Source organism: Pseudactinotalea sp. Z1739 (assembly GCF_049725055.1).
Classification (GTDB): domain Bacteria; phylum Actinomycetota; class Actinomycetes; order Actinomycetales; family Beutenbergiaceae; genus CALKWS01.
Genome location: NZ_JBMPQA010000002.1, coordinates 76,272 through 91,174 on the forward strand (window position 1 = coordinate 76,272; position 14,903 = coordinate 91,174).

The following is a 14,903-nucleotide window of genomic DNA, read 5'->3' on the forward strand; positions in this document are numbered from 1 at the left end:
CTTCCTCCGGCTCAGACTCGCGTGGCGAGGACGAGGACAAGGACCACGATCACACCGATCGTCATGGTGACGGCGTAACTGCGCGCGTAACCGCTCTGCAACCGTCGCAACCACTGCCCCAGCCCGGTGGTGTCGCCGGCAAGGCGGTGCACCGCACCGTCGATGACGTCCCGGTCGGTCGCCACCAAGGTGCGGGTCAGTGCCTGGCCGGGGCGCATCGCCAGGGTCTCGTTGATCGCGTCGCCGTACAGGTCTGCCCGGGCCGCGCGGGTGAGCACCGAACCCTCCGGCGCCTCGAGCGGGACGTCCCGGGCACCGAACTGCAACCAGGCGATCGCCACACCGACCGCGACCAGCACCAGGGTGAGCGTGATCAGCAGCCATACCGGCAGCACCGGCTCCAGGTGACCCGGGTCGGAGGTCACGGGCGCCAGGAACTCCAGGAACGGCACGCCCTGGTACAGCGCCAGGCCCAGGCCCACCGACCCAGCGGCCAGGATGATCATCGGCACCGTCATCAGCGCACCGGACTCGTGCGGCTTCCGCTCGGGGCCCGGGCCGTCCTGCCCGGGCTCGTGCCAGCGACCCTTGCCGTGGAAGGTCATGAAGTACAACCGGGACATGTAGAAGGCGGTGATCCCGGCCCCGAGCAACGTCACGATGCCGAACACCCAGGGCTGCCAGCCCGATCCGGTGAACGCAGCCTCGATGATCTTGTCCTTGGACCAGAAGCCGGAGAACGGCGGGATGCCGAGAATGGCCAGCCAGCCCAGCGCGAAGGTGGCCCAGGTGATCTTCATCGAGGTGCGCAACGCACCGAAGTGACGCATGTTCACGTCGTCGTTCATGCCGTGCATGACCGACCCGGCGCCCAGGAACAGCCCGGCCTTGAAGAATCCGTGCGTGATGAGGTGGAAGATCGCGAACGCGTACCCCACCGGGCCCAGTCCGGCCGCCAGCATCATGTACCCGATCTGGGACATCGTGGAGGCCGCCAGGACCTTCTTGATGTCGTCCTTGGCGCAACCGACGATCGCTCCGAAGAGGAGCGTGACGGCACCCACGATGACCACGACGAGTTGGGCGACGGGGGCGGCCTCGAAGATCGCCCCGGCGCGCACGATCAGGTACACACCGGCGGTGACCATGGTGGCGGCGTGAATCAACGCCGACACCGGGGTGGGGCCGGCCATCGCGTCCCCGAGCCAGGCCTGCAGCGGAACCTGTGCGGACTTGCCGCAAGCGCCCAGCAGCAGCAGCAGCCCGATCGCGGTCAGCACACCCTCGTTCGCGCCCTCCACGGCGCCGAAGACCGTCTCATAGTCCACCGAGCCGAAGGTGGCGAACATCGCCATCATCGCCACCAGGAGGCCCATGTCACCCACGCGGTTCATCACGAAGGCCTTCTTCGCCGCGACCGCGTACTCGGTGCGGGCGTTCCAGAAGCCGATGAGCAGGTAGGAGGCCAGGCCCACGCCCTCCCAGCCCACGAAGAGCAGGGCGAAGGAGTCCCCGAGGACCAGCAGCAGCATCGCGGCGATGAACAGGTTCAGGTAGGCGAAGAAGCGCCGCCGATCGGGGTCGGCGGCCATGTAGCCCACCGAGTAGATGTGGATCAGGGTGCCCACGAAGGTGATCAGCAGGGCGAAGGTCACCGAGAGCGGGTCGACCAGCAACCCGGCCTGCACGGTGAAGTCCCCGGCGTTGATCCAGTCGAACAGGTGCACGCGGGTACTGCGCTCGGTCGCCGAGGCGCCCAGCATCTCCGCCAGCATCCAGATCGCCAGCACCGCCGGAACCGCTGAGGACAGCACGCCCAACCAGTGGCCCCAGCCGTCGGACCGGCGCCCCAGGAGCAGCAGCACAGTGGAGCTGACCAGCGGGATCGCCACCAGCAGCCAGGCAAGGTTCAGAATGTCCACGCCGCAGACCCCTTAGTTCTTCAGCAGGGCGGCGTCATCGATCGACGCCGACCCGCGTGTTCGGAAGATGGCCACGATGATCGCCAACCCGATGACCACCTCGGCGGCGGCTACGACCATGACGAAGAATGCCAACACCTGTCCGTGCAGGTTGCCGTGCATCCGGGCGAAGGTGACCAGGACCAGGTTTCCGGCGTTGAGCATCAACTCCACGCCCATGAACGCCACCAAGGCGTTGCGGCGAACCATCACGGCCACACCGCCGACGACGAACAGGATCCCGGCCAGGACCAGGTAATGGGTCAGGCTCATCCGTCAATCTCCCTGGTGCTGGTGGTCTCCGCCGTGGCCTCGATCTCATCCATCTCGGAGATGTCGACCTGTGCGCTCTGGCCGCGGATGCGCAGCACCGTGGTCACCGAGTCCTCGATCGGCTCACCGCTGGCATCCAGTGCCGGCATGTCCGCAGAGTTGTGGCGTGCGTAGACACCCGGCGACGGCCGCGGTGCGACCGTACCAGTGCCCGCGGCGAAGGCGGCCAGGCGACGCTCGGCGAGCTCGGCCTGTCCGACCTTGGGCTCCACGCGCTGCCGGTGGGTGTAGATGATCGCCCCGACCGCGGCGGTGATGAGCAGCGCCGCGGTGAGCTCGAAGACGTAGACGTACTGTCCGAAGATCAACTTGGCCACGCCCACCGCGTTCGTCTCGGCGTTGGCCTCGGCCAACCCGGCGCCGGCGGGAATCGCGACCCGGGCGCCGATCGCCACCAGCAGCAGGAGCAGGCCCAGCGCGACCGCCCCGGCCATCCAGCGCTGACCGACCAGCGGTTCCTTGCGCGATTCCGAGGCGTCCACACCCACGAGCATGATCACGAACAGGAACAGCATCATGATGGCGCCGGTGTAGACCACGATCTGGGCCACGCCCAGGAAGAACGCCTCGTTCATGATGTAGAAGATGGCCAGGCTGACCAGCACCCCGGCCATCGCCACCGCGATCCGCACGGGGCGGCGGCTGAACACCAGGCTCAGGGCAGCCAGCACCGAGAACGGACCCAGCACCCAGAACAGCACAGCCTCACCGGTGGAGATCTCCAGCCCGGTCTGTGCGATCAGGTTCATCGCCCGGATCCCTTCTTCGAGCGGCTGGCGGCGGGGTCCTCGTCCCGTTCGCCGGTCCCCGCGCCGGCGGCTTTGGCGGCGCCCTCCAGCGACGGGTCGTCGGGCCGGTGCTCCCGGACCCAGTCCACCTGTTCGGTGGTGGGTCCGGTGATCTTCTCCTGGTAGTAGTCGACGTCGGTGGTGCCGGGTGCCATCGGGTGCGGCGCGGAGAGCATCCCGTCGGCCACCGGTGCGAGCAGGTCCTGACGTTCGTAGATCATGTCCGCCCGGTTGGTGCTGGCCAGTTCGAACTCGTTCGTCATGGTCAGCGCCCGGGTGGGGCAGGCCTCGATGCAGTAGCCGCAGAAGATGCAGCGCAGGTAGTTGATCTGGTAGACCCGCCCGTACCGTTCCCCGGGCGAGTACTGGGCGCCGGGTGCGTTGTTGGCGGCCTCGACGTAGATCGCGTCCGCCGGGCAGGCCCAGGCACACAGTTCGCACCCGATGCACTTCTCCAGTCCGTCGGCGTACCGGTTCAACTGGTGGCGGCCGTGGTACCGCGGGAAGGTGCCGACCTTCTCGAACGGGTACTGCTCGGTAGCGGTGGGACGGAAGATGGTCGACAGGCTGACCCCGAAGCCGGCCACGGGGGCGAACAGCTCCTGGAGGGCGTTCTTGTCCAGGTCGGCGTCGACGTCGAACTGCTGCGCCGCCGGTTTGCCGCCCGCGCGGTCCACGTCCTGACCGCGTCCGGCCGCTTCATCCCGTGCAACTTCCTTGTCCTTGCCCTGCTCAGCCATCGTTGCTCTCCTTGCTGTCGGGGGCTTGGTCGTCCGGGTCCGTGCCGGCGGTGGAGGCTTGCGCGCCACCGTCGGTCTCACCGGCCGGCGTGGCGACCTTGATCTTGCGTGGCGACGGCGGGAGTTTCTGCCCGGGCAGCGGCGGCACCGGGAAGCCCCCGGCGAACGCGTCGAAGTACTCCCCCTCCGTCTCGCCCTCAGCGGTGGTGGCTACCTGCTTGCGCCGCGCGGCGTCGGTGAGTTCGGGACCGGAGGAGTCCTCCTCGTCCTTCTTCTTCTCCGGCAGCAGCGCCAGGACCAGCGCGATCGCCAGCAGCACGCCGGCTCCGGCGAACAACCAGGTGCGCAGGTCGTAGGTGCCCACCACGGTGAACTGCTGGACGGCCTGCCACACGGCGACCACGATCACCCAGACGAGGGAGACCGGGATCAGCACCTTCCAGCCGAAGTGCATGAACTGGTCGTACCGGAAGCGCAGCAGTGTCCCGCGCAGCCACACGAACACGAACATCGCCATCCACAGTTTGATGACGAAGGTCAGGACCGGCCACCAGCCCTCGTTGAACATGCCGTCGTTGATCTGGGAGAGCGGCCAGGGCGCCCGCCAGCCCCCGAAGAAGACGGTGACCATGATTGCCGAGACGTTCAGCATGTTGATGTACTCGGCCAGGTAGAACCAGGCGAACTTCATCGAGGAGTACTCGGTCTGGTAACCGGCGACCAGTTCCCCCTCGGCCTCGGGCAGGTCGAACGGTAGCCGGTTGACCTCGCCGACCATCGAGATGAAGTACACGACGAAGGCGGGCAGCAGGGCGAAGGCCCACCAGGTGGTCTCCTGCGCGGCCACGATCTGGGAGGTGGCCATCGAACCGGACACGATCAGCACGCTGACCAGGGCCAGCGACATGCTCAGTTCGTACGAGATCACCTGGGCGGTGGAGCGCACCGAGCCCAGCAGCGGGTAGGTCGACCCGGACGACCAGCCGCCCAGCACGATGCCGTACACACCCAGGGCCGTCACGCCCAAGAAGTACAGCACCGCGACCGGCAGGTCGGTCAACTGGAGCGGGGTGACGATGTCGGTGAACGGGATCCGCGCCTCGGGCCCGAAGGGGATCACGGCGAAGACCAGGAACGCGGTGACCACCGAGATCAGCGGCGCGATGAAGTAGATCACCTTGTCTGCGCCCTTGACGGTGATGTCCTCCTTCAGCACCAGCTTCAGCGCGTCCGGGATGGACTGCACCAGGCCCCAGGGCCCGCGCACGTTCGGGCCCAGGCGCTGCTGCATACGGGCGATGACGCGGCGCTCGAACCACAGCGCGAAGAGCACCGAGAGCAGCAGGAACAGCAGGATCGCCACGGCCTTGCCGATCATCAGCCCGATCGAGTCGTTGCTGAAGTCCGACGCCGGGGCCGCCGGCGCGGACTGGGCGAGGAGTTGGACGGGGCTCATGACCTGACCTCCGCAGTAACGGCACTGACGGTGACCGACTGACCGGCGGTCACGCCGAGCATCCGGTGTACCGAGGAACCCGGGGAATGCTGCGGCAACCACAGCACCTGGTCCGGCATCGGTGTGATGACCAGTGGCAGCGTGATCGACCCCTTCGGGCCGGCTACCGTCACCTTGCCCGCTCCGGCCACACCTGCGGCCTCGGCGGTCCGGGCCGACATCCGCACCACCGGCCGGTGGGCCGTTCCGGCCAGGTGCGGCTCGCCGTCCTGACCGCGAGCGGCGTCGAGCATCAACCGCCAGGTGGCCAGGACAACCTCGTTACCGGCGCCCGGCACCCGCGTGGTGTCGGCCGCGGTGTCCGGAGCCGGGATCCGGGCTCCGGACCAGCCTCCGAGTTCGGCGAGTTCATGGTGGATCTCGGTCACCGATCCGGTGCCGAGTTCGACACCGTAGTGGCGGGCCAGCAGGTCCAGCGCCCGGGCATCAGAGATGTCGTGAGAGGTGAAGACCTCCTCGAACGGACGCGGGCGGCCTTCCCAGGTCAGGAAGGTGCCGGACTTGCGCGTCGGCGGCGCCACCGGCAGCACCACATCGGCGTGGGGGGTCACCAGGGAGTGCCGGACCTCGAGCTGGACGACGAAACCGGCGTCCCGGATGGCTCGCTCCGACCCGGCAGGATCGGGCAGGTCGGACAGGTCCACGCCCCCGACCAGCAGGCCGCCCAGTTCGCCGGAACCGGCGGCGGCAAGGATCTGGGTGTGGTCACGTCCGAGGGTCTGGGGCAGGGAGTCCGACCCCCACAGCGCGGCCAGGTCGACCCGGGCCTCGGCGTCGGTCACCGGACGCCCCCCCGGCAGCAGTGTGGGCAGGAGGCCCGCCTCGACAGCCGCACGGTCACCTGCACGCCGTGGCACCCAGGCCAGCCGGGCCTGACGCGCCCGGGAGTAACGCAGCAGCGCACTCAGTGCACCGGGGCTCGCGGCGAGTCGTTCACCCGCCAGGACCACCACGCCCGGCTCGGCCAGGGCCTCGGCGAGATCGGCGGGGATCTCCGAACCGGCCTCATCGAGGCCGACGGTACCGGCCAGGGCGTCGAGCACCTGAGCCTCCCCACCGGGAGTGGTGGAGATCAGGTCGGCGCGCATCTTCGTGGTACCGCGGGAGGCCAGCGGCGCGATAGTGGTCACGTGGACCCTCCCGGCCAGCATTCCCTTGCGCAGGCGCAGGAAGATGGTGCCGGCCTCGTCCTCCGGCTCCAGACCCACCAGCAGCACCCTGGGTACGCGCTCCAGGTCGGAGAAGGTCACGTCCATCTCCGAGCCCGCCACGTGGTGGCCGAGGAACTGTACCTCTTCGTCGCTGTGCACGCGGGCGCGGAAGTCCACATCGTTGGTGCCCAGCACCACCCGGGCGAACTTGGACCAGGCGTAGCCGTCCTCGAGGGTCAGCCGACCGCCGGGCAGTACGCCCACGCCCCCGGCGCTGCGGGCACGCTGCAGCCCTTCGGCGGCTACCGCCAGCGCCTCGGACCAACTGGTGGCGACCAGTTCCCCGGTCTCCTCATCGCGCACCATCGGTGCCTCGAGCACGTCCGGGGCGTTCTGCCAGGTGAAGGCGAAGCGGTCCTTGTCGGTGATCCACTCCTCGTTCACCACCGGGTCATCACCGGCGAGACGGCGTAGCACCACGCCACGCCGATGGTCGACCCGGATCGCCGAACCACACGCGTCGTGCTCACCGATCGAAGGGCTCGAGACCAGGTCGAATGGGCGCGAACGGAACCGGTAGGTGGCTGAGGTCAGCGCACCCACCGGGCAGATCTGGATGGTGTTGCCGGAGAAGTAGGAGGAGAAGGGTCGGCCGGAGACATCGGTCGCCGCAGCGCCCACCGACCGCACCGCTCCACCGCGAACGCCCGCGGCCCCGCCGGGTCCGGCCAGATCGGTGCCGTCGGCGTAGTCCGGTGCCTCATCCTCACCGCGCGGGATGAACCCGAGCACGGCCTCGTCGAAGGTGCCGATCTGCTGTCCGTGCAGCGAGTGCACTTCCATCCCGGGTGCACCGCCGCCGCGGCCCTGCAGTTCGATGAAGGGGTCGCCGGCGATCTCGTCCTGGAACCGGGTGCACCGCTGGCACAGGATGCACCGGTCCCGGTCCAACAGGATCTCGGTGGAGATCTTGATCGGCTTGGGGAATGTGCGCTTGATGTCCAGGAACCGCGACTCCGGCGCTCCGTTGCTCATCGCCTGGTTCTGCAGCGGGCACTCACCGCCCTTGTCACAGACCGGGCAGTCCAGCGGGTGGTTGACCAGCAGGAACTCGATCTGGGCGTGCTGGGCCTTGTCCGCCACCGGGGAGGAGTGCTGGGTGGAGACCACCATGCCGGGCGTGGCCTCCAGGGTGCAGGAGGTCTGCGGCTTGGGCATCGGCCGCAGGTTGCCCTCCCGGTCCGGCGCCGAGACCTCCACCAGGCACTGGCGGCAGGCGCCGGCAGGCTTGAGCAGCGGGTGGTCGCAGAACCGGGGGATCTGGATCCCCACCTGCTCAGCGGCGCGGATCACCAGGGTGCCCTTGGGCACACCGACCTCGACACCGTCGATGGTGAAGGTGACCTCCGGCTCCGGAGCAACGTCGCCGGAGGCGGAACTGGACGTGGTTGCCGTCATCGGGTGACTCCTGAGAACACAGCGTTGGCTTCGTAGGGGAACAACTCCCAGGCGGGGGTGTGCACCCCCTGCTCGAACTCCTCGCGGAAGTACTTGATCCCGCTCTTGATCGGTTGCGCGGCACCGTCACCCAGGGCGCAGAAGGACCGGCCGTCGATCTCGTGGGCCACATCGAGCAGGGTGTCCACGTCGGCCTCGGTGCCCTGACCGGCCTCGAGACGGTGCAGGATGGCCTTCATCCAGAAGGTGCCCTCGCGGCACGGGGTGCACTTGCCGCACGACTCGTGGGCGTAGAAGTCGGTCCAGCGCGACACCGCCCGGACCACCGAGGTGGTCTCGTCGAAGATCATCAACGCCCGGGTACCCAGCATCGACCCGGCCCCACCGACCTCCTCGAAGTCCAGTGGGATGTCGAGGTGCTCATCGGTGAGGATCGGCGTGGAGGATCCCCCGGGGGTCCAGAACTTCAACCTGTGCCCGTCCCGGATACCGCCGGCCATCTCCAGCAGTTCCCGCAGCGTGATACCCAGCGGCGCCTCGTACTGGCCGGGTCTCGTGACGTGACCGGACAGGGAGAACAGGCCGTGCCCCTTGGAGCGCTCGGTTCCCATCGAGGCGAACCAGTCGCCACCGTTACGCACGATCCCGGGCACCGAGGCGATCGACTCCACGTTGTTGACCACCGTGGGACGCGCGTACAGACCGGCCACGGCGGGGAACGGGGGCTTCAGCCGGGGCTGACCGCGACGGCCTTCCAGGGAGTCCAGCAGCGCGGTCTCCTCACCACAGATGTAGGCGCCGGCACCGGCGTGCACGGTGACCTCCAAGTCGAAGCCCGTGCCCAGGATGTTCGTGCCGAGCAGCCCGGCCGCGCGAGCCTCGGCCACGGCAGCCATCAGGCGGCGGTACACGTGGACCACCTCACCACGGACGTAGATGAAGGCGTGATGGCACCCGATGGCGAAGGAGGTGATCGCCACTCCCTCGATCAGGGAGTGCGGGTTGGCCATCATCAACGGGATGTCCTTGCAGGTGCCCGGCTCGGACTCGTCGGCGTTGACCACCAGGTAGCGAGGGCCGCCATCGGGCTCGGGCAGGAAGCCCCACTTCATACCGGTGGGGAATCCGGCACCACCGCGACCACGCAGGCCGGAGTCCTTGACCATGCTGATCAGGTCGGCCGGATCGGTCTTCAACGCGGTGCGCCAGGCCTCGTAGCCATGAGCGTTCTCGTTGTAGGAGTTCATCGTCCAGGGGCGTTCGGCGTCCCAGATGTCGGAGAGGACGGGGGCGAGAGTGGTCATTGTTCTGTTCCCTCCTGAGCCTGGTCACGTTCCGGGCTCCGCCCGTCGGCCGCCGGTTCCACCGCGCCGTCGTCCAGGTCCGCACCGGCACCGCGGGGTTCCGGGTCGCCAGGACCGCTGGCGCTGACGTCGCCTGCGGACACCGGGGGGCGATCCGCACTGGAGCCGGCCTCGCCCACGTCGGGCTCGCCGTCGTCGGTCTCCGGCCGCCTCGTCCCTCCGCTGGCGCTGTAACCGGGGGCGTGCCAACCCTCGCTACGGGCGAGTTCCAGGCCGACCATCGTGGCCGGGCCGCCCGCAGTGCCCTCGTTGGCGCGACCGTCGTCGAAACCGGCCAGCACCCGGGAGGTCTCCTTGAAGGTGGCCACCCGGTCGGAGCCGCGGGTGGGGCGTACGTCCTCACCGGCCAGGATCGCGTCGACGACCTCCACCGCCGAGGCTGGTGTCTGGTTGTCGAAGAACTCCCAGTTGATCATCATCACCGGGGCGAAGTCGCACGCGGCATTGCACTCCAGGCGCTCCAGCGTGATCTTGCCGTCCTCGGTGGTCTCGTCGTGACCGATGTCCAGGTGCTCCGAGAGCCGGTCGAAGATGATGTCCCCACCCATCACCGCGCACAGCGTGTTGGTGCACACCCCGACGGTGTAGTCGCCGTTGGGACGGCGCTTGTACTGGGAGTAGAACGTGGCCACGGCCGAGACCGACGACTGGGCCAGGCCCAGCACCTCGGCGCAGAAGTGGATGCCGGCCGGGCTGATGTAGCCGTCCTCGGACTGCACCAGGTGCAGCAGCGGGAGCAGCGCGGAGCGGGCCTGCGGATAGCGCGAGACGATCTCGCGTGCGTCGGCGTCCAGCCGCGCCCGCACGTCCGCGGGGTACTCACCCTTGTGCGGAGTCATCAACGGTCCACCCCTCCCATCACGGGGTCGATGGAGGCCACCGCGATGACGACGTCGGCGATGCTGCCGCCTTCGCACATCATGCCCAGCGCCTGCAGGTTGTTGAACGAGGGATCACGGAAGTGCGCCCGGTAGGGCCGGGTGCCGCCGTCGGAGACCAGATGCACGCCCAGGGTGCCCTTGGGGTGCTCGATCTGGCTGTACACCTGACCGGCTGGGACCCGGAAGCCCTCGGTGACCAGTTTGAAGTGGTGGATCAGGGCCTCCATCGAGGTGCCCATGATGTGGCGAATGTGATCCATGGAGTTGCCCTGCCCGTCACTGCCGACGGAGAGCTGGGCGGGCCAGGCGATCTTCTTGTCCGCCACCATCACCGGGTGCTTGCCCTGGCGGTCCTGGGCCTCCAGACGGTCCAGGACCTGCTGGACGATCTTCAGCGACTCGCGCATCTCGGCGAACCGCAGCACCGTGCGGGAGTAGGCGTCGGCGTCGGTGGAGGTGGGGACCTCGAAGTCGTAGGTCTCGTATCCGCAGTAGGGCTGGGCCCGGCGCAGGTCGAAGGGCACACCGGCCGAGCGCAGCAGCGGCCCGGTGGTGCCCAGCGCGACGGCGCCGGCCAGCGGCAGCACACCCACGCCCTGGGAACGGCCGATGAAGATCGGGTTCTTCAGGACCAGTTTCTCCTGCTCGGCGATCGAGCGGTGGATCTCGGGGATCTTCTCCCGCACCAGGGCGGGCAGTCCGCCGGGCAGGTCCTGGACCACGCCGCCGGGACGCACGTAGGCGTGGTTCATCCGCAGGCCGGTGATCGCCTCGAAGATCCGCAGGATCTCCTCCCGGCCCCGGAAGCCGACGGTCATCATCGTGGTGGCGCCCAGTTCGTTACCGCCGGTGCCGATCGCGATCAGGTGGGAAGCCACCCGGTTCAGTTCCATCAGCAGGACCCGGATCAGGCTCGCCCGCTCCGGGACCTGGTCGGTGATACCCAGGAGCTTCTCCACCGCCAGGCAGTAGCCCACCTCCTGGAAGAACGGGGCCACGTAGTCCATCCGGGTGCAGAAGGTCACGCCCTGGGTCCAGGTGCGGAACTCCATGTTCTTCTCGATCCCGGTGTGCAGGAATCCGATCCCACCGCGGATCTCGGTGACCGTCTCCCCCTCGATCTCCAGGACGAGCCGCAGCACGCCGTGTGTGGAGGGGTGCTGCGGGCCCATGTTGACCACGATCCGCTCGTCCCCGGCGCGCTGGGCCGCATCGACGATCTCGTCCCAGTCGCCACCGGAGGCGGAGTACTCGCGGGCGTCCTCGGCGAAGTCGGAGGCCGCTCCCGTTGCTGTCGCAGACATCAGTTGTACGCCCTCCGCTCGTCCGGGGCCGGGATTGTCGCGCCCTTGTACTCGACTTCGATCCCGCCCAGCGGGTAGTCCTTGCGCTGCGGGTGCCCGGGCCAGTCGTCGGGCATCTGGATCCGGGACAGGCCCGGGTGTCCGTCGAAGATGATGCCGAGCAGGTCCCATGCCTCCCGCTCGTGCCAATCGTTGGCCGGGTAGATCGCCGTCAGCGAGGGGATGTGCGGGTCCGCGTCGGCCACCGCCACCTCCAGGCGCATGGTGCGGTTGTGGGTGATGGAGTACAACGGGTAGACCGCGTGCAGTTCCCGCCCGGTGTCCTCCGGGTAGTGCACGCCGGAGACGCCGTGGCAGATCTCGAACCTCAGGTCCTGGTCATCGCGCAGGCTCCTGGCGACCAGATGCAGGTACTCGCGGCGGGTGTACAGGGTCAGCTCGGCGCGGAAGACGACGACCTTCTCGATCGCGTCGTCGAAGTCCACTCCGGCCTCGGCCAGGACCTCGGTGAGGATGTCCACGATCTCATCGAAATAGGACCCGTAGGGCCGTTCGGTCGGTCCCGGCATGAACACCGGGCGCACCAGCCGCCCGAAACCGGAGGTGTCCCCCGAGCCGGTGACACCGAACAGTCCCTCGCGGACCTTGATCACATCGAGCGGGGTCCGGCCCTCCGGCTGGACCACCTGCTGGGCACCGGCCTCCTGGGCCTCGTGCGCCACGTGCCGGGTGGCCTCGGTGCCGGCGCCGGTGGTGCCGCTGTCCGGGGTGCCGGCCTCGGTGCTGTCGCTGTCCGGCTTGCCGGCCTCGGTGCTGTCGCTCACGCCAACAACCCCTTCATCTCCTCGGTGGGCACCGCGTTCAGCGCCGCCTCCTCCACCTTGCGGACGGTCTCGGCGCGGTGCGCGCCCAGCGGGGCCCCCTTGATCACCTGGTTGTGCAGTTCCAGGATCGAGTTGATCAACATCTCCGGGCGCGGGGGGCAGCCGGGCAGGTAGATGTCCACCGGCAGGATGTGGTCCACGCCCTGGACGATCGCGTAGTTGTTGAACATCCCGCCCGAGGAGGCGCACACGCCCATGGAGATCACCCACTTGGGGTCCGACATCTGGTCGTAGACCGTACGCAGCACCGGCGCCATCTTCTGGCTGACCCGGCCGGAGACGATCATCAGGTCCGCCTGGCGCGGGGAGGCGCGGAACACCTCCATGCCCCACCGGGCGATGTCGAAGCGTGGCGTACCGGCGGCCATCATCTCGATCGCGCAACAGGCCAGTCCCATCGTGACCGGCCACATCGACGAGGAGCGCACCCACCCGACGAGGTCTTCCACCTTGCCCAGGCCGTAGCCGGCGGGAAGTTTCTCTTCAAGTCCCATGTGTATCGCCTCTCAGTCCCAATCCAGTCCGCCGCGGCGCCACTCGTAGATGAAGGGCACCGTGATGAGGAACACGAACGTGATCATCGCGATCAGTCCGAACACCGCGAGTTCACTGAACGCCACGGCCCACGGGTACAGGAACACCACCTCGATGTCGAAGATGATGAAGGTCATCGCCACCAGGTAGTACTTCACCGGGAACCGGCCCGTCCCGCGCGCGTTCTCGGTCGGCTGGATGCCGCACTCGTAGGCGTCGACCTTGATCTTGTTGTAACGCTGCGGCCCGATGACCCGGCTGGCGAGCAGACCACCCAAACCCAGCAGCACTGCCAGGCCCGCCATGATCAGGATCGGGATAAAGGGGCTGTACATAGTCGACCTTCTCTCACGCAGCCCGGACGATACGGGTCAGAGCGGTGATGACACGATCCATGGCGTCCCCGCCACGGGTGTCGTAACTGTCCGATAGCAACTTCAGCACGAACTGCATCAACAATGGCCTGGGCAGACCGTACTTGGTGCAGATGCGCATGATCTCGGGACGCTCGATCAGGCTGACGAACGCCCGGCCCAGCGTGAAGTACCCGCCCAGATCCTCTCGCATGCGGCTGGCGTAACTGGCCAGGGTGCGTTCGCGGGCGAGGTCGTTGGTGCGCACGTGGGCCTGGGCGATCACGTCGGCCGCGATCCGGCCGGCCTGGAGCCCGTAGGCGATGCCCTCCCCGTTGAACGGGGAGACCATGCCGCCCGCATCACCCACGATGAGCATCCCGCGGTAGTACATCGGCGCCCGGTTGAACGCCATCGGCAGCGCCGCACCACGCACTGGCCCGATCTGGTTCTCCTTGGTGAACTCCCACTCGGCCGGCGCGTTCTTCATCCAGGTGGCCATCAGGGAGCGGTAGTCGAGTTTGGTCGCGCGTCCGGTGGAGGAGACCGATCCGAGCCCCACGTTCGCGGTGCCGTCACCAAGGGGGAAGACCCACCCGTACCCGGGCAGCAGCGGGGAGGCGTTCGGTTCCCCTTCCCACAGTTCCAGGTGCGATTCCATCCACTCGTCGTCGTGACGGGGTGTGCGGAAGTAGGTGCGCACCGCCACTCCCATGGGCCGGTCGTCACGCTTGGCCAGACCCATCTGGGTGGCCAGGCGGGAGGAGACCCCGTCCGCTGCGACGACGACGGGAGCGTGCAGGACTCGTTCGGCCCCCGCCTCCTCCGGGAGTCGCTTGCCCTTCGCGTCCACCTGGCGCACGCGCACCCCGATGATCCGGCCGGTGCGTTCGTGCAGCACCGGGCCGGTGACGTTCATGCCCTCCATCAGTTTGGCCCCGGTGGCGCGGGCGTGATGGGCCAGGGTCATATCGAGGGAGCCGCGGGCTTTGGCCATGCCGAAGTTGGGGTAGCGCTGGATCTCGGGCCAGGGCAGGTGCACCACGTGCCCGCCTCCGTGCACCCGCAAGCCCTTGTTACGCATCCAGCCGTCCTGGGCCGGGGTGGGCACGCCCATGCGCACGAGTTCGCTGACCGCACGCGGCGTCAGACCGTCCCCGCAGATCTTGTCCCGCGGGAAGGTGGCCTTCTCCAGCAGCCGTACTTCCAGGCCCGCACTGGCCAGGTAGTGCGCCGTGGCAGATCCCGCTGGTCCGGCACCGACAACGATGGCGTCCGCATCGGGGGTGTATGCCACGGTGGCCACGGCTTTCGGCTTCCTCGTTCTCAGGGTCTGGGGTTCGGGGTGGGGTTGCGATGGCTCCCGGTCGGTTCCGGGACTCTTCCTCGTCCTTGTCCAAACTAGTGCCGCGCGTTCGCGGATCGCTCCCACAGGTAGGCTACCCCGCCCGGGGCGGTCGGTAATCGCAAGCCTGCCCTGCGCCGGAATGCGGTGCAAATCCGCTAATTTCTATGACGGGCGGCTTGCTTAATTCATGGTGCTTGTCGCCATTTGGACGAGGCGGTCTCAACCGTCACCGGCAAGCGGTTATGCGCGTTCCCACTGTCCGCCGAGCCCCGCCGCAGGCCGCGCGCC

Annotated in this window: 13 protein-coding genes; all 13 read right to left on the bottom strand. The window is 68.2% G+C overall.

Annotated elements, in window-relative coordinates:
* Positions 1-11: 11 nt before the first annotated feature.
* Genes nuoL through ACO0LV_RS02870 form a run of 13 tightly spaced genes read right to left on the bottom strand, consistent with a single transcriptional unit; the run spans position 12 to position 14,573 of the window.
* Positions 12-1,922 carry an NADH-quinone oxidoreductase subunit L gene (gene nuoL, locus ACO0LV_RS02810; protein ID WP_424786348.1) on the bottom strand — a complete coding sequence of 637 codons (1,911 nt, stop codon included), beginning with the start codon at positions 1,920-1,922 and terminating at the stop codon, positions 12-14.
* 12 nt (positions 1,923-1,934) lie between these two features.
* Positions 1,935-2,234 (bottom strand): NADH-quinone oxidoreductase subunit NuoK, encoded by a 300-nt coding sequence (gene nuoK, locus ACO0LV_RS02815; RefSeq protein WP_424786349.1) that lies wholly within the window; start codon positions 2,232-2,234, stop codon positions 1,935-1,937.
* The gene (locus ACO0LV_RS02820; protein WP_424786350.1) at positions 2,231-3,043 is read right to left on the bottom strand and encodes an NADH-quinone oxidoreductase subunit J; all 813 of its coding nucleotides are present in this window, start codon (positions 3,041-3,043) and stop codon (positions 2,231-2,233) included. The genes nuoK and ACO0LV_RS02820 overlap by 4 nt, the downstream gene beginning before the upstream one ends.
* Positions 3,040-3,822 carry an NADH-quinone oxidoreductase subunit NuoI gene (nuoI, locus tag ACO0LV_RS02825; protein WP_424786351.1) on the bottom strand — a complete coding sequence of 261 codons (783 nt, stop codon included), beginning with the start codon at positions 3,820-3,822 and terminating at the stop codon, positions 3,040-3,042. The genes ACO0LV_RS02820 and nuoI overlap by 4 nt, the downstream gene beginning before the upstream one ends.
* A complete protein-coding gene (nuoH, locus tag ACO0LV_RS02830) occupies positions 3,815-5,278 on the bottom strand; it encodes an NADH-quinone oxidoreductase subunit NuoH (RefSeq protein WP_424786352.1) in 1,464 nt (487 codons plus the stop codon). Before nuoH ends, nuoI begins: the two co-directional genes overlap by 8 nt.
* Positions 5,275-7,947: an NADH-quinone oxidoreductase subunit G gene (locus ACO0LV_RS02835; RefSeq protein WP_424786353.1), complete on the bottom strand. Its 2,673-nt coding sequence runs from the start codon at positions 7,945-7,947 to the stop codon at positions 5,275-5,277. The genes nuoH and ACO0LV_RS02835 overlap by 4 nt, the downstream gene beginning before the upstream one ends.
* Positions 7,944-9,251 (bottom strand): NADH-quinone oxidoreductase subunit NuoF, encoded by a 1,308-nt coding sequence (gene nuoF / locus ACO0LV_RS02840; protein WP_424786354.1) that lies wholly within the window; start codon positions 9,249-9,251, stop codon positions 7,944-7,946. Before nuoF ends, ACO0LV_RS02835 begins: the two co-directional genes overlap by 4 nt.
* Positions 9,248-10,150 carry an NADH-quinone oxidoreductase subunit NuoE gene (gene nuoE / locus ACO0LV_RS02845; RefSeq protein ID WP_424786355.1) on the bottom strand — a complete coding sequence of 301 codons (903 nt, stop codon included), beginning with the start codon at positions 10,148-10,150 and terminating at the stop codon, positions 9,248-9,250. Before nuoE ends, nuoF begins: the two co-directional genes overlap by 4 nt.
* A complete protein-coding gene (locus tag ACO0LV_RS02850; protein ID WP_424786356.1) occupies positions 10,150-11,496 on the bottom strand; it encodes an NADH-quinone oxidoreductase subunit D in 1,347 nt (448 codons plus the stop codon). Before ACO0LV_RS02850 ends, nuoE begins: the two co-directional genes overlap by 1 nt.
* Positions 11,496-12,320 (bottom strand): NADH-quinone oxidoreductase subunit C, encoded by an 825-nt coding sequence (locus tag ACO0LV_RS02855; RefSeq protein ID WP_424786357.1) that lies wholly within the window; start codon positions 12,318-12,320, stop codon positions 11,496-11,498. The genes ACO0LV_RS02850 and ACO0LV_RS02855 overlap by 1 nt, the downstream gene beginning before the upstream one ends.
* Positions 12,317-12,874 carry an NADH-quinone oxidoreductase subunit B gene (locus ACO0LV_RS02860; protein WP_424786358.1) on the bottom strand — a complete coding sequence of 186 codons (558 nt, stop codon included), beginning with the start codon at positions 12,872-12,874 and terminating at the stop codon, positions 12,317-12,319. Before ACO0LV_RS02860 ends, ACO0LV_RS02855 begins: the two co-directional genes overlap by 4 nt.
* Before the next feature lie 12 nt (positions 12,875-12,886).
* On the bottom strand, positions 12,887-13,249 hold the full coding sequence (locus ACO0LV_RS02865; RefSeq protein ID WP_424786359.1) for an NADH-quinone oxidoreductase subunit A: 363 nt from the start codon (positions 13,247-13,249) through the stop codon (positions 12,887-12,889).
* A gap of 13 nt (positions 13,250-13,262) precedes the next feature.
* Positions 13,263-14,573, bottom strand: a complete 1,311-nt coding sequence (locus tag ACO0LV_RS02870) for a geranylgeranyl reductase family protein (protein WP_424786360.1) — start codon at positions 14,571-14,573, stop codon at positions 13,263-13,265.
* Between the last annotated feature and the right edge of the window lie 330 nt (positions 14,574-14,903).

Coding starts and splice junctions, on each gene's coding strand:
- nuoI (WP_424786351.1), bottom strand. CDS start 3,822: ATGGCTGAGCAGGGCAAGGACAAGGAAGTTGCACGGGATGAAGCGGCC.
- nuoK (WP_424786349.1), bottom strand. CDS start 2,234: ATGAGCCTGACCCATTACCTGGTCCTGGCCGGGATCCTGTTCGTCGTC.
- ACO0LV_RS02835 (WP_424786353.1), bottom strand. CDS start 7,947: ATGACGGCAACCACGTCCAGTTCCGCCTCCGGCGACGTTGCTCCGGAG.
- nuoH (WP_424786352.1), bottom strand. CDS start 5,278: ATGAGCCCCGTCCAACTCCTCGCCCAGTCCGCGCCGGCGGCCCCGGCG.
- nuoE (WP_424786355.1), bottom strand. CDS start 10,150: ATGACTCCGCACAAGGGTGAGTACCCCGCGGACGTGCGGGCGCGGCTG.
- ACO0LV_RS02860 (WP_424786358.1), bottom strand. CDS start 12,874: ATGGGACTTGAAGAGAAACTTCCCGCCGGCTACGGCCTGGGCAAGGTG.
- ACO0LV_RS02820 (WP_424786350.1), bottom strand. CDS start 3,043: ATGAACCTGATCGCACAGACCGGGCTGGAGATCTCCACCGGTGAGGCT.
- ACO0LV_RS02850 (WP_424786356.1), bottom strand. CDS start 11,496: ATGTCTGCGACAGCAACGGGAGCGGCCTCCGACTTCGCCGAGGACGCC.
- ACO0LV_RS02865 (WP_424786359.1), bottom strand. CDS start 13,249: ATGTACAGCCCCTTTATCCCGATCCTGATCATGGCGGGCCTGGCAGTG.
- nuoF (WP_424786354.1), bottom strand. CDS start 9,251: ATGACCACTCTCGCCCCCGTCCTCTCCGACATCTGGGACGCCGAACGC.